A 25,579-nucleotide genomic window follows, 5' to 3' on the forward strand; every position below is an offset into this window, starting at 1 on the left:
TAATCATGTCGCTGATTTCAATTGGGCTTTCAGGTATCAACGCCAGTAGTGCTGCGATCAACACCATCGGTAACAACACGGCCAACGTGGACACCGCTGGTTACTCGCGTCAGCAAGTGCTGAGTACGGCGTCGGCACAGATTGCCCTTGGTCAGGGTGTCGGCTATCTCGGCACCGGCACAACGTTGTCCGACGTGCGTCGCATCTACAACAGCTACCTGGACACCCAGTTGCAATCGAGCACCGCCCTTAGCGCGGATGCAGTCGCCTATTCCGGTCAGGCAGGCAAGACCGATACGCTGCTGTCCGACAATGCGACGGGTATTTCCGTCCAGCTGGCGGATTTCTTTACCAAGATGCAGGGTATTGCCACCAGCGCCACGCAGTCGGCGGAACGTTCTTCGTTCCTGACCCAGGCCAGCGCGCTGAGCGCACGCTTCAATTCGGTCTCTTCGCAGTTGTCCACGCAGAATGACAACGTCAATTCCCAGCTCAATACCTACACCAAGCAGGTCAATGAGCTGACCACCACGCTGGCGAGCCTGAACAAGCAGATTACTCAGGCGTCGGCGGGCCACGCCACGCCAAACACACTGCTCGACTCGCGCAGCGAAGCGGTTCGCCAACTCAACGAGCTGGTGGGTGTGAAGGTGGTCGAGAACAACGGTAACTACGACATCTATACCGGCACCGGGCAATCTCTGGTCAGCGGTGGTACCTCCTACAAGATGTCGGCCACCCCGAGCCCGTCCGATCCGTTGCAATACAACGTGCAGATCGCCTACGGCCAGACTCAGACCGACGTCACCTCAGTCCTCACCGGCGGTTCGATCGGCGGGCTGCTGCGTTATCGCTCCGAAGTGCTGGTGCCTGCGGCCAATGAACTGGGCCGTACTGCGATGGTGCTGTCGGATCAGGTCAACAGCCAGCTGAACCAGGGTATCGACAGCAAGGGTAATTTTGGTTCGAGCCTATATTCCAGCATCAACAGCGCTGATGCCATCACCCAGCGCAGCATCGGCAAAACCACCAACAGCGGTGGTTCCGGCAATCTGAACGTCACCATCGGTGATGCCAGCAAGCTGACCGCCGATGATTACGAAGTAACGTTCAGTGATGCTTCCAATTTCACGATCCGTCGCCTGCCCAACGGTGAGAGCGTGGGCGCCGGTGCGTTGAGTGACAACCCGCCAAAGCAGTTCGACGGTTTCAGCGTCAGCCTCAACGGCAACAATCTGGCCGCGGGTGACAGTTTCAAGCTCACACCGACACGCACTGGCGCCTCGGGCATCTCGGTGGTCCTGACAGATGCCAAGGACATTGCAGCCGCAGCGCCACTGACGGCGACGGCGGGCAGCAGTAACTCCGGCACGGGTGGTTTCACCCAGCCGGTGCTGAACACCAAATCAAATATCTACAGCAGCACGCAGACTGCCGACTTGCGCAATGCGCTCAAAGATTCCGCCCCCATGAAACTGGTGATGGGGGCCGTCAGCAGTACCGGCGTGCAGACTTATAGCCTGATTAACGCCAGTGGCGGCGCAGTGCTTGACCAGAACGGCAACGCGGTGGGCGGTTCGATCATTCAGGGTCAGGCCAACACGGTGAAGTTGAACGTCGGCTACACCGACACTACGACAACACCGAGTAGCAAGACCGCCTTCGAATTGCAAATGACGATTTCCGGATCGCCGGTTGCCAACGATACCTTCAGCATCGGCATGACGGGGGGTGGTTCGTCCGACAACCGCAACGCGCTAGCTGTAGTAGGGCTGCAGACGGCCAAGACCGTCGGCGTGAGCAACGGTGGCGTGGGTAGCAGCCTTTCGGGTTCTTACGCCAACCTGGTTTCGGTGGTGGGCACTCTGGCGAGCCAAGGCAAGAACGATGTCACGGCCACTGCTGCCGTTGTCGGTCAGGCCAAGGCATCACGTGATTCGGTCTCGGGTGTATCGCTCGACGAAGAAGCCTCCAACCTGATCAAGTATCAGCAGTACTACACGGCCTCTTCGCAGATCATCAAGGCGGCACAAACCATTTTCAGCACGCTGATTAACAGCCTTTAAGGAATCGTGAGCCATGCGTATCTCGACTACCCAGTTTTACGAAGCCACGAACGCTAATTATCAGCGTAACTATTCGAACCTCAGCAAGACCGGCGAAGAGGTTTCCAGCGGCATCAAGCTTAATACGGCAGGCGACGACCCGGTCGGCGCAGCCCGTGTTCTGCAACTGGCTCAGCAGAACTCTATGCTGAACCAGTACGAAGGCAATATCGGCACGATCAATACCAACGTGGTGACCACTGAAACCACGCTGAGCAGCATTATCGACACGATGCAGGCTGCCCGCGATGAAATCGTATCGGCTGCCAACGGCGCCTACACTGACTCCGATCGTCTCGCCAAAGCCGCGGCGCTCAAGCAGTATCAGGGCCAGATTCTGGGCTTGATGAACAGTCAGGACCCTAATGGCAAGTACATATTTGCCGGGTCGAAGGCCTCGACGCCGCCATATTCCCAGAACGCCGACGGTTCATACAGTTACAAGGGCGACCAGACCAGCATCAATCTGGCGGTGGGCGATGGTCTGGTAATGGCCAGCAACACGACGGGTTTCGACGCGTTCGAGCAGGCGGTCAACACCACTCGCACGTCCTCGACACTGATGTCCCCGGCAATCGATGATGGCAAGGTCAGCCTCAGCGGTGGCCTGGTGACGTCTACCCCGGTCTACAACTCGAGTTATCAGGGCGGCGAACCCTACACGATGACGTTCCTGAGCGGCACGCAATTCAAGATCACCGATGCCACTGGCACCGATGTGACCACGGATACGTCGTCCGGAGGCAAGTTCAGCAATGGCTCGTTCGATGCTCAGTCGTTTACCTTCCGGGGTGTGGAACTGAGCCTCAACATCAACCTGCCTGCTGCAGACAGAGCTTCGCAAGCCACAGCCGATGCCGCGCTGACCAACCGCAGTTATCAACTGGCTTCGACGCCAGACAGCGTTTCCACGTCGCGCAGTGCCGGTAATACATCGACCGCTACCGTCAGCAGCTCGAATGTCGGTAATACGGCTGCCGACCGTACCGCGTTCAACAATACGTTCCCGACCGAAGGCGCGATTCTCAAGTTCACCAGCCCGACCGCTTACGATTTGTACGCAGCGCCACTGACCAGCAACAGCAAGCCGGTATCCAGCGGCACTATGACTGGGTCGACGGCCAATGCTTCCGGGGTCAACTTCAACCTGAGCGGCACGCCTGCGGCTGGCGATCAGTTCGTCGTCGAGTCCGGTACCCACCAGACCGAAAACATACTGAATACACTGACAGCGGCCATCAAGGCGCTGTCAACGCCCACCGACGGCAATCTGGTAGCTTCCCAGAAACTGACTGCGTCGCTGAATACCGCGCTGGGCAACATGAGCAGCAGTATCGAACAGGCATCCACGGCGCGTTCCGCTGGCGGTGCGCGTCAGCTTGCGGCAATTGCTCAGGGCGTGACCAACGATCTGCTCAAGGGCAACAACACCACGGAGCAGGGCTCTTACGTCAACGCCGACATCGTCGAGGCAACTACCCGGTTGACGCTGCAGAAGACCATGCTGGATGCTTCCCAGCAGGTGTTTACCATGCTATCCAAGTTGAACCTGTTCAGTCAGCTTTGAACCCTGACGTGAGCATCCGCCGTCTTTTTTCAGCGGTAAGGGGAGCCATTCGACCTGTTGGTTTCCCGCCGCTCGCGAGTCTGTAATAGTGAATTCAGCCCCTCTCGTCAGTGTCGTCATCCCCGCCCTCAACCCACGCTTTTTCCGTGCTGCGCTGCAAAGTGCTCTGGATCAGGTGTACGACAATATCGAAATCATCGTCTGCGACGATTGCCTTACCGACGAGATAAAAACGATTTTTGACGAGCTGGTGCCTTCCGGCAACGAGCGAGCGCGCTACGTAGGCAATCCTCGGCGTCTGGGTTTTCAGGGCAACTTGCTCAAGTGTCTGGAAGAGGCTGACGGCGAATACATCAAGTTTCTCTGCGACGATGACCGCCTCTACACCTACTGCGTCGCGCATCAGGCGCAGACCCTCGACACCTATCCGGATGTGCAGCTTGTCGTCAGCAAACGCCATCTGGTGGATGTGGATGATTATGTACTGCCGGCGCGCATGGAAAACGTCGGCCTTGTACCGTACGACGCCGTGTTCAAGGGTGAAGACATGCTGGCGATCTTCGAGCGTACGTCACGCAATTATCTCGGCGGTTTCAGCGGTGCGCTGATGCGTAGTGCCGATGTCCTGGAGTATCTGCCGTCCCTTGCGGTGCCGGGGCAGGGCTTTGTCGCACTGCTGGATTTCACGCTTTTCATCTGCTTGCTGCGTCGCGGCAATCTTGTGGTGCTTAACGCTATCGAGAGCACCGAGCGGCTTCATCCCGGTCGCCTCAGCAGTCAGACGGATATGCTTCAAAAAGCCACCACCGAATGGGATTGGCTGAATGAAATGCTCAAGGCGCGCAGCGGGGAAGACGCACCTGCCCAGGGCTGGGCGCGTTTCCTGCCATTGCGCAGAGCGCACGAAGTGCCGCGCGAGTGGGATGAAGTTGGCCTCTACGGGGTAATGGCCGGTCGACAGGGCATCATGATGAGCCGCGTCGGTAGCAACAGCGACAGTTATGCCGAGCTGTACGCGGAGTGGCTGTCCTGCCGACGCTTTTCGGTTCCGCAAAAAAAGCTGCTGGAACGACGCATTGGCAGTTGGGCCTGGCAGCCGCGGATTGTCCCTGTGATCATCGACCCTGACGGTGATGCCGAGGGTCTTGACATCACGCTGAGTAGCATTGCCGAGCAGGATTACGCTGCCGATTCGGTGGTGGTATTGACCAACGCTGACGTTGACGACCCTCAGGTATTGCGTTTTTCCTTACAGCGCGATTGGGCTCGGCAGTTGAACGAAGTACTGCCGCTGCTGGACAGCGCCGATTGGGTTTACCTGCTTCGCGCTGGCGACCGATTGACCCAGCCCGCGCTGCTGGTGCTGGCCGAGCGTATCGCCCAGACTTCCGGCTTGTTGTGTATCTACAGTGATGAAGGGGCTCTGGTCGAAGACGAATCCAGAGAGCCTATTTTCAAGCCCGGTTTCAATCTGGACCTGCTGCGTGCCTACCCTTATGTGGGGCGCACGCTGGCGTTCGAACGCCGCAACCTGCTGGACATGGGCGGTTTTGATTCGGCCCACGCGGAGCTGGCACCTCATGACGTCATCTGGCGCCTGGTCGAGGGTGTAGGGCCGCAGACCATTGAGCATATCGCCGAGGTGCAGGTCGAGTCCCGCCTGGCGTTTGCTGACTGGCTGTCATTGCCCTGTGTCGCTGAACACAACGAATCGGTAGTGGCCGCCCATCTGACGCGTATCGGCAGGGATCATGTGATTCACCATGACCATTTGCCGTTGCTGAACCGCATCGAGTACGTGCATCCGTCACTGCCGCTGGTGTCGGTCATCATTACTGCCAAGGACCAGTTGGGCGCTTTGGAGCGCTGCGTAGATAGCCTGCTCAGTAATACGACCTACCCGAACTACGAAGTATTGGTCGTCGATAATGCCAGTGAAGGCGCCGATGCTCGCGAGTGGTTTGCGGCGATGAGCCTGCTAGGCACCGACAAACTGCGGATTTTTTCGTTGCCTGAAACAGGCAGCGAAGCATTCGCTCAGAACCATGCTGCCCGTCAGGCGCGTGGCGATTATCTGTTGATGCTCAGCCCGCATGCCATGATTCATCAGGCTGACTGGCTGCAAGGGCTGCTCAATCACGCTCAGCGCCCTGAGGTCGGAATCGTCGGCCCACGTATTCTCAACCCGCAGGGCACTGTTCTGTATGCGGGCATGGTGATGGGCATGGACGGCCTGGCTGGTCGGCCCTTCATCAATTTCCCAGCAGGGGCGAGCGGCTACATGCAGCGCCTGCAATTGACGCAGAACTGGAGTGCGGTCAGCGGCAATTGCCTGATGGTGCGTAAGGAAGTGTTCGACAGCGCGGGAGAAATGGACGCCGCGACCTTCACGCAGGGGCTGCAGGATCTGGACCTGTGCATGCGCGTCGGTCGTGAGGGTTACCTGATTGTCGGCACCCCCGATTCGTCAATGGTGCTGGCCGAGCCCGGTGCCGCAGAGCGTAACGAGACCTTGCGCAAGGCGCTCGATAACGAACAAAAGGCATTCTTCCAGAAATGGCTGCCGAAGATGGCCAGGGATCAGGCGTACAACACCAACCTGTACCTCAACGAAACGCTGTCGTTTACCCTTGATCCCGGCCTGCTGGTCGGCTGGGACCCGTTCTGCAGCCGTCATCTGCCTTCTATCCTCGGCATGGCGGTCAACTCGTCGGCGGTCGGTCATTACCGGGTCAGCCAGCCGTTGCTTGAATTGATCAATGCCGGGCGGGTGGTCGGCCGCATGACCTATGAGACGGCGTCGCCGGTCGAGATAGAGCGTCAGTCGCCAGATGTCATCGTGTTTCAGGGGCGCTACACCGAAGCCAAGGTCCCGGACATCGAGCTGGCCAAGAACTATTCCAATGCGATGCGTATATTCGAGCTCGATGATTACATCGCCGATGTTCCGGAGCGAAACGAGCACAAGCGCAACATGCCCGACAACATTGGCGCCATGCTGCGCAAGGGCATCGGTTTGTGCGACCGGGTAGTGGTGTCGACTCACCCGTTGGCCGAGGTACTGTCGAGCATGCACAGCGATATTCGCGTAGTGCCGAACATGCTGGCGACCCATCTGTGGAGCAACCTGAGAAGCAAGCGTCGCAGTTCCGACAAGCCACGCATCGGCTGGGGCGGCGGCACCAGCCATCGCGGCGATCTGGAACTGATCGTGGACGTCGTGCGTGAACTGGCTGATGAGGTCGAGTGGGTGTTTTTCGGCATGTGTCCGGATCTGCTCAAACCTTACATTCATGAGTTTCACTCGGCGGTCAGCCTGAAGACTTACCCAGCCAAACTGGCCAGCCTGAACCTTGACCTGGCACTGGCGCCGCTGGAATTTCATATCTTCAATGACTGTAAAAGCAACCTGCGGTTGCTGGAATACGGCGCCTGCGGCTACCCGGTCATCTGTTCAGACACCGAGGCGTATCGCGGCCATCTGCCAGCCACCCGCGTGTACACCAACAGCTCTGAAGAATGGTTGCAGGCAATTCGCATGCACTTGTCCGACCCCAGCGCCAGTTACCGCATGGGCGACGAACTGCGCGAGACGGTGCTGCGTGATTTCATGCTGCGCGGAGAAAACCTGCAGTATTGGGCCAACGGCTGGCTGCCGGACTAATCTGATTCGTTGGACAGGCCTCAGCGGCTCGCCCGCCGAGGCCGAACGCTATGCTCTTGCTTCAACGCCCGCTGCGGGTTGAAGGCGCAATCGATTCGCTATAAGGAAAGACCATGCAAAGCCATTCGGGAAATGAACACACCGCTCTGAATCAGCGTCTTACCCTGCTGCTATTGGCCAAGGAGCAACCTGACTTCCTGCGTCGTGCCTTGAAGTACTACAGCGCCTTTGCGTGCAACGTGGTGGTGGTCGATGCGTCGGCTGAGCCTGATGCGGAAATCGCCGGCAATTCCAGCGTGCATTACGTGCAAAGCGCCGAATTGGCAAATGCCAGCCTCAGTGCAAGGATCGCCGAAGGGCTCAAGCAGATCACTACGCGGTTCGTGGTGCAGGCCCCGGTTGACAGTTTTCTACTGCCTGACGCGTTGATCGCAGCGTTGAGCTTTCTTGAAAGCAACCAGACTTATGGCGCTTGTCAGGGCTACAGCCTGAGCTATCAGGCGCAGGTCAGCCAGGTGGACTATTTCCGTCGCGACCGCAAGATCTGCGAAGACCATGCCTCAGATGATGCTGCCGAGCGGGTTCTGGGTTTCATGAGCGAAGGTCTGTCGTTGCTGAGTGCGGTGACGCGGACCGAGCTGGCGCAGCAGTGGTTCGCTTCAGTTGCCGAGGACACCGAGCCGCACTGGCAGGAAATCGGTCATATGACCTACCTGGTTGCTGCGGCACGCCTGCGCATCCTGCCGATTGCGTACGCCCTGCATTTCACGCCGGGCAAAGAGGCCGGTACAAGCCACGGCGGGGCCATCGCCGCAGCGGTGAAGCACACTGACCCGAAAGCCAAGGCGGCCCGCGAGGCGTTTGCCAAAAAACTGGCCGCGCTGCTCGGCGAAGGTTCGGGCTTTGAAGGCGTGCATGGCACCCAGCACATTCTGGCCGGGTTCGCCGCCATGGCTGAGCGCCTCAAGACCCAGGGTTTTCAAGGTGACGAGAAAATCATCAGTGCAGTCTGGAACGTCGCTCTTGAGCAGTCGGATGCGCTGTTCGAGCCTCGTCAGTTTGTCGAGCTGCCGTTTTATAATCAACCGCTGTTCGATGAGCTGGCCAGGATCGAATTCCTGATTCACGTCATGCCGGCAGGCCGCGTGCAGATGGAAGGCCTTGAAGCCGCACTGCTGAAACAGGCTGAATTGCTGCGTGCGCAGAACAACCCGGACGCCGAAGCGCGACTTAGCCGTCTGTGGTACGCCTACGAAACTTACGCATTCAATATCGGCGTCGTGCAGAGCCTGCTCGATGAATTGCGCAACAATAAAGATGACGAAGACAGCGAGAAGCAGATCGAACTGGTTTCCGCCTGGGGGCAGCGTCTGCAGGCGGCGTCCGCTGTCGACAACGGCCGACTGCTCGACAGTATGGCGTCCGGTCGGCTGCTCAACTGGCTCGATTCGCGTGATCCTGCGCCTGACGCTCTCAAGCAAATCACCGAAAAGCTCGCCAGTAAATCGGCCGGCTCGCAGATCGGTATCCTGTTGCTGGATCTGGACGCAGACGTGTTCAAGCTGCAAGCGACGTTCGACAGCCTGATCAACAGTCATTACAAGTCGTTCAAAGTGGTGGTGTTCACGACCGGAGAACTGCCGGCAGTAACCACGCTGCACAACACCCTGCATTTCGTGAAGGTGACTGAAAGCAATTACATCGACAAGATCAACCTGGTCGTCAAGCAGTCGCCCAGCGACTGGCTGATGCTGGCGCAGGCCGGTGAAGAGTTCACTCGTAGCGGTCTGCTCCTGGCAAGTGCCGAACTGGTTGATGCAGCAGAGTGCCGGGCGGTCGCGGTCGACGAAGTTCAGCGTCAACCCAACGGCACGCTGGCCCCGGTGTTCCGTCCGGGGTTCAACCTTGATCTGCTGCAAAGCCTGCCGGCTTTGATGGCCCGCCATTGGCTGATCCGTCGTGATTTGCTGGTCGAGGCGGGCGGTTACTCGCGAGAGTTCCCCAAGGCGCTCGAGTTCGATCTGTTGCTGCGCCTGATCGAGGAGGGCGGCATGAGCGGTCTGGCTCACCTGAGCGAACCTGTGCTGATCTGCGAAGCGCCTGCGCTGGAAGACAATCAGGATGAGCAGAAAGCCCTCAAGCGGCACCTTGGCAAACGTGGCTATCAGGCGGAAATCAGCTCTGCGCAGCCTGGCACCTACAAGATCGATTACCGTCATGCCCATCGTCCGGTGGTCTCGATTCTGCTGCACAGCCAGGACAACTTGGCAGAGTTGCAGCGCTGTCTGCAAAGCATCCTGCAACGTACTCGTTATCAGCGTTACGAAGTGTTGATCGGCGACAACGCCAGCACTTCCACCGAACTGTCGACCTGGCTCGACAAGCAGGAGCAGGTGTCCGGGCGTGTGCGTGTACTGCGGGCCTCGCAACGTATGAGTGCCTCTGCCTTGCTCAACCTGACCAGCCAGGAGGCCGGCGGCGAATACCTGATCCTGCTAGATGCGCAGAGCCAGATCGTCAACGTCGGCTGGATCGAGTCATTGCTCAATCAGGCTCAGCGTCCGGAGGTGGGTGTAGTTGGTGCCAAGCTGGTTGACCGTGAAGGTACGGTGACTCAGGCCGGTCTGATCCTGGGCCTCAACGGTGGGGTTGGATCGGGTTTTGTCGGTGAGCCAAAGACGTCCAAAGGCTATATGCAGCGGTTGGTGGTCGAGCAGAATTACTCTGCCGTTTCATCGGCTTGCCTGATGATTGCCAAGCAATTGTATGACGCGCTGGGCGGGCTGGACGAAGCCGAATTCGCCGAGGGTTTGAGCGATGTCGACCTGTGCCTCAAGGCTTCGCAGGCGGGGTATCTGACGGTATGGACCCCGCATGTTCAGGTGGTTCATCCCGGTGTGGTGCATGCCCCCGAGCAAGCGCGCACCGCGCTGATCGATAAATGGTCGGCGCAGTTCGCGCAAGATGAAGCGTACAACGCAAACCTTGATCTGAAAGGGCCGGGGTTCACGCTCGCTGTTTGAGTACTGTACGCCAGCGAAACGGTTACGCCGCAGCCGTTTCGCTGCTTGAAATCCTCTTCGGCAGAGCCTGCCTGTCAAGCTCCGACTGGTTTTCCCCTCGCGTAAATTATCGCAAAGCATGCAATCCGGAGTGACCTGCAGGTCATAAAGTGCATCTTCACTGTATTGTGTTACAGGGAGCGACATGCGCCTGACTTGCTTTAACCTGCCAAGCGCCCTGAAAATGTCTGAAAATCACCCCTATTCGTTAGCGCCCTGATTTCGTCGGGACGGAAAATGACCTGTTTACTCATCGGGAAGCCATGATGATTGGCATTAAAAGCATAGCGAGTTACGTGCCTGTTGCAGGCGTCGATAACTACGCTCAAGGCGCCAAATTCGGCAAGGATGAAGAATTCATCCTTGGGAAAATTGGCTCCACCTTTCTGCCGCGCAAAGACGCCGGTCAGGAAACCTCTGACCTGTGCGTTGAAGCGGCCAATACGCTGTTTGCCAACAACCCCCAGCTCAAGCGCGAAAGCATTGATGTGCTGATCGTCGTCACCCAGAACGGCGACGAGGAAGGCTTGCCGCATACCGCTGCCATCGTTCAGGACAAACTGGGCCTGTCGACCAACGTTGCTGCGTTCGATATCTCGCTGGGCTGTTCCGGCTATGTGTACGGTATTTATGCGATCAAGGGCTTCATGGAAGCGGCAGGCCTGAAAAACGGTCTGCTGATCACCGCCGACCCGTATTCGAAGATTGTCGATCCGGAAGACCGCAACACCACCATGTTGTTTGGTGATGCGGCCACTGCCACCTGGATGGGTGAAGACGCCGATTGGCAGTTGGGCAAGGCGAAGTTCGGCACCGACGGTTCCGGCGCGCCGCACCTCAAGGTCAGCAATGGCGTGTTCTTCATGAACGGTCGTCAGGTCTTCAACTTTGCCCTTATCAAGGTGCCGGCACACTTGCACGAACTGCTGGCCGAATCAGACCTTACGCCTGACGACATCGATGCCTTCTGTATTCACCAGGGCAGTGCTGCAATCGTCGACGCCGTTGCACGTCGCTTCGAAGACAAGCCCGAGAAGTTTCTCAAGGACATGGTCGAGACAGGTAATACCGTGTCTTCGAGCATTCCGCTGCTGATTGAAAAGCACGTACTCGGCTCTTCATGGCAGCGAGTCGCCTTGAGTGGTTTCGGGGTGGGGCTTTCCTGGGGCTCTGCCATTATCTATAAAGCCTGATTCAACATGGCTGTACAAAAAACGCCTGCGGATATGTCCCCAGGCGTTTTTTTTTAAACAAATAGTGATGCACTTCACACTTTAACTTCTCTGCCGGGCGCCCCCTCTGCGCAGGCTCTTTACTGTGGGGGTCTGCCTGTCTTTGTGATCGCCTGATTATACGCCAAGTCCTTGTTTTATAAGGGGTGGCAGGGTGATGGCAAAATATTAAAAAAAAACCCTCAAGCAACCTGCCATCGCGACGATAACTATTACGAAGGTTCTCTAGGCACACCCGGCGCTTGCAGGGGCCGGAAGCCACGTAGTACCAAACCAACGAGGAATTCATCATGGCTTTAACAGTAAACACTAACGTAACGTCGCTGAGCGTCCAGAAGAACCTGAGCCGCGCCTCCGACGCACTGTCGAACTCGATGGGTCGTCTGTCTTCCGGCCTGAAAATCATGAGCGCGAAAGATGACGCTGCTGGCCTGAACATCGCCACCAAGATCAACTCGCAGATCAAAGGTCAGACCATGGCGATCAAAAACGCCAACGACGGTATGTCCATTGCTCAGACCGCTGAAGGCGCGCTGCAAGAGTCGACCAACATTCTGCAACGTATGCGTGAACTGGCTGTTCAGTCGCGAAACGACAGCAACAGCGAGTCTGACCGTACTGCACTGAACAAAGAATTCACTCAGATGAGTTCGGAACTGACCCGTATCGCCCTCAGCACCAACTTGAACGGCAAGCCGCTGATCGATGGTACTGCAAGCACCATGACTTTCCAGGTTGGCTCCAACTCGGGCGCTTCGAACCAGATCACTCTGACTTTGAGCGCCAGCTTTGACGCAAACACCCTGGGTGTCGGTTCGGCAGTCACCATCGTCGGTTCCGACAGCGCTGCTGCAGAGACCAACTTCTCTGCTGCCATCGCCGCGATCGACTCGGCTCTGCAGACCATCAACAGCACTCGTTCTGATCTCGGTGCTGCACAAAACCGTCTGACCAGCACCATCTCCAACTTGCAGAACATCAACGAAAACGCCAGTGCTGCACTGAGCCGTATTCAGGACACCGACTTCGCTGCTGAAACTGCACAGCTGACCAAGCAACAAACGCTGCAGCAGGCTTCGACTTCGATCTTGGCGCAGGCTAACCAGCTGCCGTCTGCTGTACTGAAACTGCTTCAGTAATACTGTAATGAGTTTTGGCGGGGGAGTACTTAACAGTGCTCTCTCGCTTTTTTACTTTCAGAGGTGATGGTCATGGATATGAGTGTGAAGCTGAACTTGTCTTATCCGGCCGTTCAACCGGCGAGTCAGGTCTCCGTGACCGAGCCGTCAGTTGATAAGCCTGCCGACACGAAGCCCGTCGAGCGTGTTGCAGCGACGGCCGAAAGTAAAGGTTCCGACCTGCACAAGGATGATTCCAATGACGACGCCAAAGTCAAGGCGGCGGCGGAGGATATTCAGAAATTCTTTCACACGGTAAAACGCAATCTTGAGTTTTCGATTGACGAAGATTCTGGCAAAGTCATTGTCAAAGTGATTGCAAGCGATTCCGGTGAAGTCGTAAGACAGATTCCCAATGCAGAAATCCTGAAGCTGGCCGATAGCCTGAGTGATGCGAACAGTTTGTTGTTCCGCGCCAAGGCCTGATCGTCAGTACGGTATTTGTTGCCGGGTTATGTGCCTTTTTGAAAAGGCGACAAGCCTCGCGATATTCTTGAAGGGAGAAGCACCATGGCAAGTCCAATTTCAGCTTCCACAGGTTTGGGTTCAGGCCTGGCAATCGGCAGTATCGTAAAGGTGCTGACTGATGCAGAGCGTACGCCGAAACAAAACCAGATCGACCGTCAGACCGCCACCACCACGGCATCTCTTTCCGGGGTAAGCCAGCTGACATCAGCTCTGGCTGCTTTCCAGAAAGCAATGGATACCTTGAGCAGCAAAACCACGCCTGCTTTTCTGGGCTTCGCTGCGTCATCTGCCAATGAAGCAGTGGTCAAGGCAACCGCAGACAACACCGCAGTCAGCGGCGCGTATGCCCTTAATGTGCAGAAGCTGGCGACCGCGTCGAAGGTTGCGACCGTCGCGATGAGTTCCTCGCAAGCCAGTGCTATTCCGAGTGGTGTTCTGGAAATCACTCAAAATGGCACTACACAAAAAGTCGACATCTCCAAGACCTCTACGCTGCAGGAAGTGCGTGACCAGATAAACACGTCGCTTCAGGGTAAAGGTATTTCTGCCAACATCATCACTGACAACAACGGCTCCCGGCTGGTGTTTAGTTCAACCACTACGGGCGCTGGCAGCGATATTTCCGTCAAAGGTGCTGCCGGTCAGGAAGCGCTGAACATCGATGGCACCAAGCTGATGAGTGCTACCAGCCCTGGTAATGACGCCAATGGCAAGCCGATCCCGGGTGCGGGTGCGATTTCCGCGACTGCTGGGGATGCCCAGTTTTCCATCGATGGTCTGGCCCTTTCGAGCAAGACCAACACGGTAAGCACGGCGATTTCGGGCGTGTCATTTAATCTCCTGGCGCCCAGCACTGCAACTACGGGCGATACAGTGGTTACCGTAGGGGTCAACACTGACGGTATCAAAGCATCGCTGCAGACGTTTATCGACTCTTACAACACTCTGGTGAGCCTGACGTCGTCGCTTACCAAGGGTAGTGTGGATGCTAAAGGGGTGTTCACCCCAGCTGCATTGACGGGCGATGCCACTCCTCGTGCGCTGCTCGCCAGCATTCGTGATCAGATCGCCAGCGCCACATCGGGAGACGGGCTCAACTCGCTCTCGCAATTGGGGATCAAGACTCAGCAGGGTGATGGCAAGCTGTCACTGAACGCCGTCGAGTTCACCGCCGCGCTGAATGATAAAAAGCTTGGCGGTCAGATTGACGCTTTGTTCAACGGCGATAAAGGGTTGGTCACCCGCATGAGCAAGGCAATCGACCCCTACACCAAGGCTGGTGGTGTTCTGGCCGGCAAGACCCAAAGCCTGAACACGGTTCAAAAACGCCTTGACGCCGACAAGGAAGCGCTTGACCGCCGTATCGAGACGCTGACCACAACGCTTACCAAGAAATTCAACGCCATGGACCTGATCGTTGGTCAGCTCAAGGCAACGGCCAGCAGCATCACCTCGATTTTCGAGGCGATGAACGCGCAGAAGAACGCTTCGTAAGTTCTTTTACCGAAGTGCCAAGAACCCGACCCTGTGTCGGGTTCTTGCTTTTGGGCTAAAGTTTCCGGGCGGTGCGTCGATAGCTTAGTATCAATATTCTGGATTTGTTACGAGGCCCATTATGAATCCGATGTTAGCGTTGCGGCAGTATCAGAAAATCGGCGCCCAGGCTCAGACCTCGGAAGCAAGCCCTCATCGTCTGGTCCAGATGTTGATGGAAGGCGGTCTTGACCGTATCGCTCAGGCCAAGGGTGCGATGACCCGCAAGGACATCGCCAACAAGGGCGTACTCATCAGCAAAGCTATCGACATCGTCGGTGGGCTGCGTGAAGGGCTGGACCTGGAAACTTCGCCTAGCGAAAGCCTGCTGAGACAGGACAACCTTTACCATTACATGATGACGCGCCTGGCCGAAGCCAACGCTCGTAATGACCAGAAGATTCTCGATGAAGTTGCTGGCCTGCTGATCACTGTCAAAGAAGGCTGGGATGCGATTGGCACCCTGCAGTAAGCAGATGTCCTGAGGAGAACAAGAACATGAGTGCTGCGCTCAAGCGTATCGAAGAAACCCGTGAGGCCTTGGTTGGGGCGCTTGCCGAGCGCGATTGGGAAGCTATAGGCAAGCTTGACCTGGCCTGTCGCGAGTGCGTCGATGCGGTTGTAGGCGAGTCGCCGACCGATGAACCTGCTTTGCGCAGCAATCTGGAAGAGCTGCTGGGTGTCTATCGGCAATTAATTGATATTGCAACCGGTGAGCGTCAAGCCGTTGTCGATGAAATGGCTCAAATCCAGAATGCCAAAAATGCGACGAAGGTATACCATCTCTTCGGTTAATGTTTAATTGTCATTTTTATTGTCGAACAAGATTTTCGCCATAAATTTGACTGTGTCCGTTTTTTTGACTTAACTAGTGATGTTTACTATTTTCTGGCGTCTCAAGATTACATTCGGCTGAGATGCCAAGCTGCCCCCCCAATCATGGGCATTGAGTTGACTAGGGAAGTTGCTATTGCATGTGGCGTGAAATCAAGATTCTGCTAATCGATGACGATAGCCAGCGCCGCCGGGATCTGGCGGTTATCCTGAATTTTCTTGGCGAAGAAAACCTCTCTTGCTCCAGCCAGGACTGGCAGCAGATAGTCGGCTCTCTGACGTCTACGCGAGAAGTACTGTGCGTGCTGGTGGGCAGCGTCAGTGCACCGGGCAGCCTTCAAGGGCTGCTTAAGACCATCGCAGCATGGGATGAGTTCCTTCCTGTCTTGCTGATGAGCGAAAATTCTTCTGTCGAGCTGCCGGAGGACCTACGTCGTCGCGTGCTTTCGGCGCTCGAGATGCCGCCCAGCTACAGCAAACTGCTCGATTCTCTGCACCGTGCCCAGGTCTATCGTGAAATGTATGATCAGGCTCGCGAGCGTGGTCGCCATCGTGAGCCGAATCTCTTCCGCAGCCTTGTAGGCACCAGCCGTGCGATTCAGCACGTACGGCAGATGATGCAGCAGGTTGCCGACACCGACGCCAGCGTGCTGATTCTCGGTGAGTCGGGCACCGGCAAGGAAGTCGTCGCCCGTAACCTGCACTATCATTCAAAGCGCCGCGATGCGCCATTTGTCCCGGTCAATTGCGGGGCCATTCCGGCCGAACTGCTTGAAAGCGAGCTGTTCGGGCACGAGAAGGGCGCGTTTACCGGGGCCATCACCAGCCGTGCCGGCCGTTTCGAGCTGGCCAATGGCGGCACTCTGTTTCTCGATGAAATCGGTGACATGCCGTTGCCGATGCAGGTCAAGCTGTTGCGCGTATTGCAGGAGCGTACTTTTGAGCGCGTGGGCAGCAACAAGACCCAGAGCATCGATGTGCGCATTATTGCGGCGACGCACAAGAATCTCGAAAACATGATCGAGCTTGGCAGTTTTCGCGAAGATCTCTATTACCGCCTCAATGTATTCCCCATCGAAATGGCGCCGTTGCGCGAGCGCGTCGAAGACATCCCGCTGCTGATGAATGAATTGATCTCGCGCATGGAGCACGAAAAGCGTGGCTCCATCCGTTTCAACTCTGCGGCCATTATGTCGCTGTGCCGTCACGCCTGGCCGGGCAACGTCCGTGAACTGGCCAACCTGGTGGAGCGCATGGCGATCATGCACCCCTACGGCGTGATTGGCGTGGCCGAGCTGCCTAAGAAGTTTCGCTACGTCGATGATGAAGACGAGCAGATGGTTGACAGCTTGCGCAGCGACATCGAAGAGCGTGTCGCCATCAACAGCAACACGCCAAACTTTTCTTCGGGTGCCATGCTGCCGCCTGAAGGGCTTGATCTGAAGGACTACCTCGGTGGCCTTGAGCAGGGCCTTATTCAGCAGGCGCTGGACGATGCCAACGGTATCGTTGCCCGCGCTGCGGAGCGTCTGCGGATCCGTCGGACCACACTGGTCGAGAAGATGCGCAAGTACGGGATGAGCCGTCGCGAAGGGGATGAACAGGCGGAGGATTGACGCCTGTTGTAAACGCTAAAAATCAAGCCTCTGAATTTTCAGGGGTTTTTTTTCGGCACGAGGATTGCTAAGTCTCTCTTAACACACCGTTTAACTGACGGTTCGCCACGAGAGAGATGAACTATGTCCCAGGCCGCCCAACTGACTTCTGCTTCATCTGTTCAGGTTCCGTATTCCCCGGAGCTCGAAAGTCGTCAGGGACTCGAGCAGGCGTTCTCGCTGTTTAACCAGATGTCGGCGCAATTGACCGATTCCTACGGCTTGCTCGAGGCGCGTGTTACTGAACTCAAGGGCGAGCTAGCCGATGCCGGCGTCCAGCGTCTGCAGGAACTGGCAGAAAAGGAGCGTCTGGCTAATCGTCTGCAGAACCTGCTCGACCTGCTACCAAGCGGTGTGATCGTCATTGATGGCATGGGTGTTGTGCGCGAAGCCAATCCGGCCGCCATCGACCTTCTGGGCCAGCCGCTGCTGGGGATGCTCTGGCGTAACGTCATCAGCCGCTGCTTTGCTCCGCGCGAAGACGACGGCCATGAAGTGTCTCTCAAGGACGGCCGCAGGCTGTCCATTGCCACTCGATCACTGGATGCCGAGCCGGGTCAACTGGTGCTGCTCAATGACCTGACCGAGACCCGTCATCTACAAGGGCAGCTGGCCCGTCACGAGCGTCTTTCGTCGCTGGGGCGAATGGTGGCTTCTCTGGCGCATCAGATCCGCACCCCGTTGTCGGCCGCCATGATCTATGCCAGCCATCTGGCCGAGCAGGAATTGCCGGTTGAGACTCAGCAGCGATTCGCTGCGCGTCTCAAGGATCGTCTGCATGAGCTTGAGCATCAGGTTCGCGATATGCTGGTGTTCGCCCGTGGCGAGTTGCCGCTGACTGATCGCCTGACGCCGGGCGTGCTGTTCCAGGCACTGCAGAATGCCGCGACCACTCATGTGCAGGGCGTTGCGGTGCGTTGGCAGTGCGACAGCATTGACGGCGAACTGCTGTGCAATCGCGACACGCTGGTCGGTGCGCTGCTCAATCTGATTGAAAACGCGGTGCAGGCCAGTGCCGGTCAGGCGCGCCTGAAAATTCATGCCTACAGCCGCGGCAACATGCTGCGTGTGTGTTTCAGTGATAGCGGCAGCGGCATGGACAGGGCTGCACTGGCCCGTATTGGCGAACCGTTTTTCACCACCAAGACCAACGGCACCGGGCTGGGTCTGGCGGTGGTAACCGCAGTATCGCGTGCGCATCAGGGCGGGGTGCATTACCTGTCCCGCGTCGGGCGCGGCACCTGTGCAATTGTCAGCCTGCCGCTGATTCCGGCTTCCGGCCAGTTGGGTAATCACTGATGTCGATCAACGTGCTATTGGTCGAGGATGACCGTGCATTGCGCGAAGCGCTGGGCGAAACCCTGGAGCTAGCCAGCTATGGCTACAAAGCGGTCGGCTCTGCCGAAGAGGCGTTGCTGGCGGTCGAGGCGCAACCGTTCAATCTGGTGGTCAGCGACGTCAACATGCCGGGCATGGATGGCCATCAGTTACTGAGCCTGCTGCGCAGCCGGCATCCGCAGTTGCCGGTGCTGCTGATGACGGCGCACGGCGCTGTCGAGCGAGCGGTGGACGCTATGCGCCAGGGTGCAGCCGATTACCTGGTCAAGCCCTTTGAGCCCAAAGCCCTTATCGCCTTGGTTGCTCGGCACGCGCTCGGGCGTCTGGGGCCTGCCGAGAGTGACGGGCCGATTGCCGTCGAGCCTGCCAGCATTCAGTTATTGAACCTCGCCAGTCGGGTGGCAAAAAGCGACTCCACAGTGCTTATTTCCGGCGAGTCCGGTACTGGCAAGGAAGTACTGGCGCGTTTCATTCACCAAAATTCGCCGCGTGCCGATAAACCGTTTATAGCGATCAACTGTGCGGCCATTCCTGACAACATGCTCGAGGCCACCCTGTTCGGTCATGAGAAAGGCTCGTTTACCGGCGCTATTGCAGCGCAGGCCGGCAAGTTCGAGCAGGCTGACGGCGGGACCATCCTGCTTGATGAAATTTCCGAAATGCCCATGGGGCTTCAGGCCAAGCTGTTACGGGTGCTGCAGGAGCGAGAGGTAGAGCGCGTTGGAGCGCGCAAGCCGATTACGCTGGATATCCGTGTCGTGGCTACCACCAACCGTGATCTGGCGGGCGAAGTGGCGGCGGGGCGCTTTCGTGAAGATCTGTTTTATCGTCTGTCGGTGTTTCCACTGGCCTGGCAGGCGTTGCGTCAAAGGACTGCCGATATTCTGCCATTGGCCGAGCGGCTTCTGGCCAAGCATGTCAATAAAATGAAGCATGCGCCGGTCCGGCTTTCTGCCGAAGCGCAGCAGTGTCTGGTGGGTTACCCCTGGCCGGGCAACGTGCGAGAACTGGATAACGCCGTGCAGCGCGCTTTGATTTTGCAGCAGGGCGGCGTGATTCAGGCGCAGGATTTCTGTCTGTCGGGGCCAGTCACCAGCTTGCCAGCGGCGGTTGTAGAGGCTGCAGCGTCCTTGCCTGTCATGTCCGTCGCGGAGAATGCCAATGCCGGTGTCAGTCCCGAGTCGGTCGGCGCGTTGGGGGATGACCTTCGGCGTCGCGAGTTTCAAATGATCATCGACACGCTGCGTTCGGAGCGCGGGCGTCGCAAAGAAGCCGCTGAAAGGCTGGGTATCAGCCCGCGTACATTGCGTTACAAGCTTGCTCAGATGCGCGACGCAGGTATGGACGTCGAGGCTTATCTGTTTGCCACTTGAATGACGGACTCAGCTCGCCAGGCATTAAAATCGATTGCTGAGCCGCAACGACACCGACACCTGTCTTGAAAGTCTTCAGGCCTTTAATCGCGCGGGTTTCAGGGCCATTTCATGACAGGCGACATGACATTTTATCTGGTGTGGCAAATTGCCTCTATCTAGCTGGCACCGTTGTTGCTAAGTCTTCTGTACCCGCTGAATCAGTGTCAAAAATTTGCGGGCCTTACGAGAGAAACGTCCATGAGCCAAGGTGTTGAATTTAATCGCTTGATGTTGGATATGCGGGCCATGCAGATGGATGCGATGTCTGCTCCCAAGCCCGTGTCCGGCGCGCAGGAAGCCGGAGCCAGCAGCTTCGCCGACATGCTTGGCCAGGCCGTGAACAAGGTTGCTCAGACTCAGCAGGCCTCTAACCAGTTGGCCAGTGCTTTTGAAGTCGGCAAGAGCGGTATTGATCTGACCGACGTCATGATTTCGTCGCAGAAAGCCAGTGTGTCTTTTCAGGCATTGACCCAGGTTCGTAACAAGCTGGTTCAAGCGTATCAAGACATCATGCAGATGCCGGTTTAAGGGACGTACTGAGTCATGGCCGAAGCAACTGCCGATCCCGTTCCTGCAAGAGCGGGCGCTTCCGATAAGAAACCGTTGTTCGGTTTGTCTTTTCTGGAAAATCTTTCCGAAATGACCATGCTGCGTCAGGTCGGCCTTATGGTCGGTCTGGCAGCGAGCGTGGCCATCGGCTTTGCCGTGGTTCTCTGGTCGCAGCAGCCTGACTATCGTCCGCTGTATGGCAGTCTGGCAGGTCTGGACAGCAAGCAGATCATGGAAACCCTGACGGCGGCGAACATCAATTACACCGTCGAGCCCAACTCCGGGGCTCTGCTGGTGAAATCCGATGACGTGCAGCGTGCGCGCATTCAACTGGCCCAGGCAGGCGTGGTACAGAACGACGCCAATATCGGTTTCGAGATCCTCGACAAGGATCAGGGGCTGGGCACCAGTCAGTTCATGGAAGCCACGCGCTATCGTCGCGGGCTGGAGGGCGAACTGGCCCGGACCATCTCGGCCCTGAACAACGTCAAGGCTGCCCGTGTCCACCTGGCAATCCCGAAGAGCTCGGTGTTTGTTCGTGACGACCGCAAGCCCAGCGCTTCGGTACTGGTCGAGCTGTATGCCGGTCGTTCGCTGGAGCCGAGTCAGGTTCTGGCCATTATCAACCTGGTTGCCACCAGCGTCCCTGAGTTGAGCAAGTCGCAGATTACCGTTGTGGATCAGAAGGGCACCTTGCTGTCTGACCAGGCGGAAAACTCCGAGCTGACCATGGCTGGCAAACAGTTTGATTACAGCCGTCGCATGGAAGGCATGCTGACCCAGCGCGTGCAGAACATATTGCAGCCGATTCTGGGCAATGATCGCTACAAGGCCGAAGTGTCGGCGGTGGTGGATTTCAGTGCTGTTGAATCGACCGCAGAAAGCTTCAACCCTGATCAGCCTGCCCTGCGCAGCGAGCAGTCGGTCAACGAACAACGCTCCAGCAGTTCAGGCTCGGGGGGTGTTCCGGGTGCATTGAGCAATCAGCCACCCGGCCCTGCGACGGCTCCGCAGACTGCGGGAGCAGGTGGCGCAGGTGCTGCTGGTCCTATCGCCCCGGGCCAGCCGCTGCTGGATGCCAATGGTCAGCAGATCATGGACCCGGCCACCGGTCAGCCTGCACTGGCGCCGTTTCCAGCTGACAAGCGTGTGCAGTCGACCAAGAACTTCGAACTGGACCGGTCGATCAGTCACACCAAGCAACAGCAGGGTCGCTTGACGCGCTTGTCGGTTGCTGTGGTGGTCGACGACATGGTCAAGACCAATGCTGCCAACGGTGAAGTCAGCCGGGCGCCGTGGAGCGCCGCAGATCTGGCCCGCTTTACGCGTCTTGTGCAGGATGCTGTCGGTTTCGACGCCAGCCGCGGTGACAGCGTCAGCGTGATCAACGTGCCGTTTTCCAGCGAGCGTGCAGAAGTCTTGCCCGAGGCATCGTTCTACTCGCAGCCCTGGTTCTGGGACCTCGTCAAGCAGGCCGTGGGTGTGATCTTCATCCTGATCCTGGTCTTCGGCGTACTGCGCCCTGTGCTGAACAACATCACCAACGGCAAAAGCAAGCAACTGGCCGCTTTCGGCGGTGGCGATGCCGAACTCGGTGGCATGGGCGGGCTGGACGGCGAGCTGTCCAACGACCGCGTGAGCCTGGGTGGACCGCAGAGTATCTTGCTGCCTAGCCCTACCGAGGGTTATGACGCACAGCTGAATGCAATCAAGAGTTTGGTGGCTGAGGATCCTGGCCGTGTGGCTCAGGTTGTGAAAGAGTGGATCAACACTGATGAATGAACGAGCCATGGTAGCCAAACTCTCGAAAGTTGAAAAAGCGGCAGTATTGTTACTCTCTCTGGGTGAAACCGACGCGGCTCAGGTGCTGCGGCACATGGGCCCCAAAGAAGTCCAGAAAGTGGGCGTAGCCATGGCTCAGATGCGCAACGTGCATCGCGAGCAGGTCGAAGAGGTGATGAGCGAGTTTGTCGACATCGTCGGCGATCAGACCAGCCTCGGCGTCGGTTCCGATGGTTATATCCGCAAAATGCTGACCCAGGCACTGGGTGAAGACAAGGCTAACGGTCTTATCGATCGTATCCTGCTGGGTGGCAATACCAGCGGTCTGGACAGTCTCAAGTGGATGGAGCCGCGCGCGGTGGCCGACGTGATCCGTTTCGAGCACCCGCAGATTCAAGCCATTGTGGTGGCGTATCTGGATGCCGACCAGGCTGGTGAAGTGCTCGGGCACTTCGACCACAAAGTCCGCCTGGACATCATCCTGCGCGTGTCCTCGCTCAACACGGTGCAGCCTGCCGCGCTGAAAGAACTCAACCAGATTCTCGAGAAGCAGTTCTCTGGTAATGCCAACACGTCGCGTACCACGCTGGGTGGTATCAAGCGTGCGGCAGACATCATGAACTTCCTCGACAGTTCTATCGAAGGCGCACTCATGGACTCGATCCGCGAGGTCGACGAAGACCTGTCGGTGCAGATCGAAGACCTCATGTTTGTCTTCAACAACCTTTCCGATGTCGACGACCGTGGTATCCAGGCGCTGTTGCGCGAAGTATCCTCGGACGTGCTGGTACTGGCGCTCAAGGGCTCGGACGAAGCGATCAAGGAAAAGATTTTCAAGAACATGTCCAAGCGTGCCGCCGAACTGCTGCGCGACGACCTGGAAGCCAAGGGTCCGGTACGTGTCAGCGATGTGGAAACTGCCCAGAAAGAAATCCTCACCATCGCGCGTCGTATGGCCGAGGCCGGCGAGATCGTACTCGGTGGCAAAGGCGGCGAGGAAATGATCTAAGGATTCAGATGACTCATGTCCACTCCCAATAAAGAATTGGCCAGCGACCTCATTCGCGCCAAGGACGCCGGGACGCTCGATATCTGGGCGTTACCCAGCTTCGACCCGCATGTGGAACCCGAGCCTGAACCCGAACCGGAGCCTGCCGACGAACCGCTCGAGATGGAAGAGGTGCCGCTGGACGAAGTTCAGCCGCTGACCCTCGAAGAGCTGGAGAGCATTCGCCAGGAGGCCTGGAACGAAGGCTTTGCCACCGGCGAAAAAGAAGGCTTTCACAGCACCCAGCTCAAGGTTCGGCAAGAGGCCGAGGTTGCATTGGCGGCTAAAATCGCCAGCCTTGAACAGTTGATGGGGCATTTGCTGGAGCCTATCGCCGAGCAGGATACGCAGATCGAAAAAGCCGTTGTCCATCTGGTCGAGCACATCGCGCGCAAGGTCATTCAGCGCGAGCTGGTGACCGATTCCGGGCAGATCGCCACGGTGTTGCGTGATGCGTTGAAGCTGTTGCCGATGGGTGCTCAGAACCTGCGTATCTTTATCAACCCTCAGGATTTCCTGTTGGTCAAGGCGATGCGCGAGCGCCATGAGGAGGCCTGGAAAATCGTCGAAGACGAAGATCTGCTGCCCGGCGGTTGCCGGATCGAAACCGAGCACAGCCGCATCGACGCCAGCGTCGAAACGCGCATCGCGCTGGCGATTTCCAGGATGCATGATCAGTTGCACGAGCAGATCACTCATCCGGCTGCTGCAGACCTGAGTGTCGATCTGGACGCCGCGCCGGTAAAAGTCTCCGGTGGTGCTGCAGAACCTGACGCGGACACACTCGATGCGCCTTGATCGCACCAGCTTCGGCAAACGACTCGGCACCTACGCCGAGTCGATCAGCCTGCCTGCCCAGCCTGTAGTCGAAGGGCGCCTGCTGCGCATGGTCGGCCTGACGCTGGAGGCTGAAGGCATGCGCGCGGCAATGGGCAGTCGCTGCATGGTCATCAACGACGACAGCCATCACCCGGTGGAAGTCGAAGCCGAGGTGATGGGGTTTTCCGGTGGCAAGGTGTTTCTGATGCCGGTAGGCAGCGTGGCAGGCATCGCACCGGGTGCGCGGGTTGTGCCCCTGGCTGACACCGGACGTCTGCCGATGGGCATGAGTATGCTGGGGCGGGTGCTTGACGGCGCCGGTCGTCCGCTGGATGGGCGCTCGCCGATCAAGGCCGAGGACTGGGTGCCGATGGACGGCCCGACGATCAACCCGCTCAAGCGCGACCCGATCAGTCAGCCGCTGGATGTCGGCATTCGCTGCATTAACGGTTTATTGACAGTCGGGCGTGGTCAGCGTCTTGGCCTGTTTGCGGGTACGGGTGTGGGCAAGAGTGTGCTGCTCGGCATGATGACGCGCTTTACCGAAGCGGACATTATCGTCGTCGGCCTGATCGGCGAGCGGGGCCGGGAGGTCAAGGAGTTCATCGAGCACATTCTCGGCGAAGAGGGCCTGAAGCGTTCGGTGGTGGTTGCCTCGCCAGCCGATGATGCGCCGCTTATGCGCCTGCGTGCGGCCATGTATTGCACGAGAATTGCCGAATATTTTCGCGACAAGGGTAAGAACGTCCTGTTGCTGATGGATTCCCTGACCCGTTTTGCTCAGGCTCAGCGGGAGATTGCCTTGGCCATTGGCGAGCCTCCGGCCACCAAGGGTTATCCGCCGTCAGTGTTCGCCCGCCTGCCAAAACTGGTCGAGCGTGCCGGTAATGCCGAAAAGGGCGGTGGTTCGATTACCGCTTTTTATACCGTGCTGTCGGAAGGCGATGACCAGCAAGACCCGATTGCCGACTCCGCGCGAGGCGTGCTCGACGGCCACATCGTGCTGTCCCGGCGTCTGGCCGAGGAGGGGCATTACCCGGCTATCGACATCGAAGCGTCCATCAGCCGGGTCATGCCCGCAGTGGTCAGCCCGGAGCATATGGCCCAGGCGCAACACTTCAAGCAACTGTGGTCACGCTATCAGCAGACCCGTGACCTGATCAGCGTGGGCGCCTATGTAGCCGGTGGCGACCGCGAAACCGATATGGCAATCGCGTTGCATCCGGTGCTGGTGCGTTATCAGCGCCAGGCGCTGCGCGAGAATGAAAGCATGCAGGGCAGTGGCGAAGCGCTTGCATCGATATTTGCCCCGGCACCTGGCGGCTGATAG

Annotated in this window: 18 protein-coding genes; all 18 read left to right on the top strand. The window is 57.8% G+C overall.

From position 1 onward, the window contains the following. Positions 1 to 5: 5 nt before the first annotated feature. The 18 genes from flgK to fliI all read left to right on the top strand — a co-directional run bounded on the left by flgK (position 6) and on the right by fliI (position 25,576). The gene (gene flgK, locus POR16_RS07945; RefSeq protein ID WP_024670746.1) at positions 6 to 2,066 is read left to right on the top strand and encodes a flagellar hook-associated protein FlgK; all 2,061 of its coding nucleotides are present in this window, start codon (positions 6 to 8) and stop codon (positions 2,064 to 2,066) included. 13 nt (positions 2,067 to 2,079) lie between these two features. Then, on the top strand, positions 2,080 to 3,672 hold the full coding sequence (locus POR16_RS07950; protein WP_024670745.1) for a flagellar hook-associated protein 3: 1,593 nt from the start codon (positions 2,080 to 2,082) through the stop codon (positions 3,670 to 3,672). Positions 3,673 to 3,760: 88 nt separating this feature from the next. Beyond that, entirely contained in the window at positions 3,761 to 7,336 is a 3,576-nt protein-coding gene (locus POR16_RS07955; protein WP_122381086.1) for a glycosyltransferase, read from the top strand. A gap of 113 nt (positions 7,337 to 7,449) precedes the next feature. Continuing rightward, positions 7,450 to 10,359, top strand: coding sequence for a TIGR00180 family glycosyltransferase (locus POR16_RS07960; protein WP_005890071.1), 2,910 nt, complete (start codon positions 7,450 to 7,452; stop codon positions 10,357 to 10,359). 305 nt (positions 10,360 to 10,664) lie between these two features. Further along, positions 10,665 to 11,591 (top strand): ketoacyl-ACP synthase III, encoded by a 927-nt coding sequence (locus POR16_RS07965; RefSeq protein WP_005890072.1) that lies wholly within the window; start codon positions 10,665 to 10,667, stop codon positions 11,589 to 11,591. Between the two features lie 329 nt (positions 11,592 to 11,920). After that, positions 11,921 to 12,769: a flagellin domain-containing protein gene (locus tag POR16_RS07970; RefSeq protein WP_005890073.1), complete on the top strand. Its 849-nt coding sequence runs from the start codon at positions 11,921 to 11,923 to the stop codon at positions 12,767 to 12,769. 72 nt (positions 12,770 to 12,841) lie between these two features. Continuing rightward, on the top strand, positions 12,842 to 13,234 hold the full coding sequence (locus POR16_RS07975) for a flagellar protein FlaG (RefSeq protein ID WP_005890075.1): 393 nt from the start codon (positions 12,842 to 12,844) through the stop codon (positions 13,232 to 13,234). 84 nt (positions 13,235 to 13,318) lie between these two features. Continuing rightward, the gene (fliD, locus tag POR16_RS07980; RefSeq protein WP_005890078.1) at positions 13,319 to 14,770 is read left to right on the top strand and encodes a flagellar filament capping protein FliD; all 1,452 of its coding nucleotides are present in this window, start codon (positions 13,319 to 13,321) and stop codon (positions 14,768 to 14,770) included. A 121-nt stretch (positions 14,771 to 14,891) separates the two neighbouring features. After that, on the top strand, positions 14,892 to 15,281 hold the full coding sequence (gene fliS / locus POR16_RS07985; protein WP_024670741.1) for a flagellar export chaperone FliS: 390 nt from the start codon (positions 14,892 to 14,894) through the stop codon (positions 15,279 to 15,281). Positions 15,282 to 15,307: 26 nt separating this feature from the next. Next, positions 15,308 to 15,604 (top strand): flagellar protein FliT, encoded by a 297-nt coding sequence (gene fliT / locus POR16_RS07990; protein ID WP_005890082.1) that lies wholly within the window; start codon positions 15,308 to 15,310, stop codon positions 15,602 to 15,604. Positions 15,605 to 15,783: 179 nt separating this feature from the next. Next, positions 15,784 to 17,259 (top strand): transcriptional regulator FleQ, encoded by a 1,476-nt coding sequence (gene fleQ, locus POR16_RS07995; protein WP_024670740.1) that lies wholly within the window; start codon positions 15,784 to 15,786, stop codon positions 17,257 to 17,259. Positions 17,260 to 17,382: 123 nt separating this feature from the next. Then, positions 17,383 to 18,597 carry a sensor histidine kinase gene (locus POR16_RS08000; RefSeq protein ID WP_122357682.1) on the top strand — a complete coding sequence of 405 codons (1,215 nt, stop codon included), beginning with the start codon at positions 17,383 to 17,385 and terminating at the stop codon, positions 18,595 to 18,597. After that, entirely contained in the window at positions 18,597 to 20,009 is a 1,413-nt protein-coding gene (locus POR16_RS08005; RefSeq protein ID WP_005890092.1) for a sigma-54-dependent transcriptional regulator, read from the top strand. The genes POR16_RS08000 and POR16_RS08005 overlap by 1 nt, the downstream gene beginning before the upstream one ends. 240 nt (positions 20,010 to 20,249) lie before the next feature. Next, entirely contained in the window at positions 20,250 to 20,579 is a 330-nt protein-coding gene (gene fliE, locus POR16_RS08010) for a flagellar hook-basal body complex protein FliE (RefSeq protein WP_005890094.1), read from the top strand. A gap of 15 nt (positions 20,580 to 20,594) precedes the next feature. Next, a complete protein-coding gene (gene fliF, locus POR16_RS08015) occupies positions 20,595 to 22,382 on the top strand; it encodes a flagellar basal-body MS-ring/collar protein FliF (RefSeq protein ID WP_005890096.1) in 1,788 nt (595 codons plus the stop codon). After that, entirely contained in the window at positions 22,375 to 23,391 is a 1,017-nt protein-coding gene (gene fliG, locus POR16_RS08020; RefSeq protein ID WP_005890098.1) for a flagellar motor switch protein FliG, read from the top strand. The genes fliF and fliG overlap by 8 nt, the downstream gene beginning before the upstream one ends. Positions 23,392 to 23,406: 15 nt before the next feature. After that, positions 23,407 to 24,228, top strand: coding sequence for a flagellar assembly protein FliH (fliH, locus tag POR16_RS08025; RefSeq protein ID WP_005890100.1), 822 nt, complete (start codon positions 23,407 to 23,409; stop codon positions 24,226 to 24,228). Continuing rightward, a complete protein-coding gene (gene fliI, locus POR16_RS08030; protein WP_024670736.1) occupies positions 24,218 to 25,576 on the top strand; it encodes a flagellar protein export ATPase FliI in 1,359 nt (452 codons plus the stop codon). Before fliH ends, fliI begins: the two co-directional genes overlap by 11 nt. The last annotated feature ends 3 nt before the right edge of the window (positions 25,577 to 25,579 follow it).

The sequence above is a fragment of the Pseudomonas coronafaciens pv. oryzae str. 1_6 genome (genome assembly GCF_000156995.2).
Lineage (GTDB): Bacteria > Pseudomonadota > Gammaproteobacteria > Pseudomonadales > Pseudomonadaceae > Aquipseudomonas > Aquipseudomonas tremae.

Coding starts and splice junctions, on each gene's coding strand:
- flgK (WP_024670746.1), top strand. CDS start 6: ATGTCGCTGATTTCAATTGGGCTTTCAGGTATCAACGCCAGTAGTGCT.
- POR16_RS07950 (WP_024670745.1), top strand. CDS start 2,080: ATGCGTATCTCGACTACCCAGTTTTACGAAGCCACGAACGCTAATTAT.
- POR16_RS07960 (WP_005890071.1), top strand. CDS start 7,450: ATGCAAAGCCATTCGGGAAATGAACACACCGCTCTGAATCAGCGTCTT.
- POR16_RS07965 (WP_005890072.1), top strand. CDS start 10,665: ATGATTGGCATTAAAAGCATAGCGAGTTACGTGCCTGTTGCAGGCGTC.
- POR16_RS07970 (WP_005890073.1), top strand. CDS start 11,921: ATGGCTTTAACAGTAAACACTAACGTAACGTCGCTGAGCGTCCAGAAG.
- POR16_RS07975 (WP_005890075.1), top strand. CDS start 12,842: ATGGATATGAGTGTGAAGCTGAACTTGTCTTATCCGGCCGTTCAACCG.
- fliD (WP_005890078.1), top strand. CDS start 13,319: ATGGCAAGTCCAATTTCAGCTTCCACAGGTTTGGGTTCAGGCCTGGCA.
- fliS (WP_024670741.1), top strand. CDS start 14,892: ATGAATCCGATGTTAGCGTTGCGGCAGTATCAGAAAATCGGCGCCCAG.
- fliT (WP_005890082.1), top strand. CDS start 15,308: ATGAGTGCTGCGCTCAAGCGTATCGAAGAAACCCGTGAGGCCTTGGTT.
- fleQ (WP_024670740.1), top strand. CDS start 15,784: ATGTGGCGTGAAATCAAGATTCTGCTAATCGATGACGATAGCCAGCGC.
- POR16_RS08000 (WP_122357682.1), top strand. CDS start 17,383: ATGTCCCAGGCCGCCCAACTGACTTCTGCTTCATCTGTTCAGGTTCCG.
- POR16_RS08005 (WP_005890092.1), top strand. CDS start 18,597: ATGTCGATCAACGTGCTATTGGTCGAGGATGACCGTGCATTGCGCGAA.
- fliE (WP_005890094.1), top strand. CDS start 20,250: ATGAGCCAAGGTGTTGAATTTAATCGCTTGATGTTGGATATGCGGGCC.
- fliF (WP_005890096.1), top strand. CDS start 20,595: ATGGCCGAAGCAACTGCCGATCCCGTTCCTGCAAGAGCGGGCGCTTCC.
- fliG (WP_005890098.1), top strand. CDS start 22,375: ATGAATGAACGAGCCATGGTAGCCAAACTCTCGAAAGTTGAAAAAGCG.
- fliH (WP_005890100.1), top strand. CDS start 23,407: ATGTCCACTCCCAATAAAGAATTGGCCAGCGACCTCATTCGCGCCAAG.
- fliI (WP_024670736.1), top strand. CDS start 24,218: ATGCGCCTTGATCGCACCAGCTTCGGCAAACGACTCGGCACCTACGCC.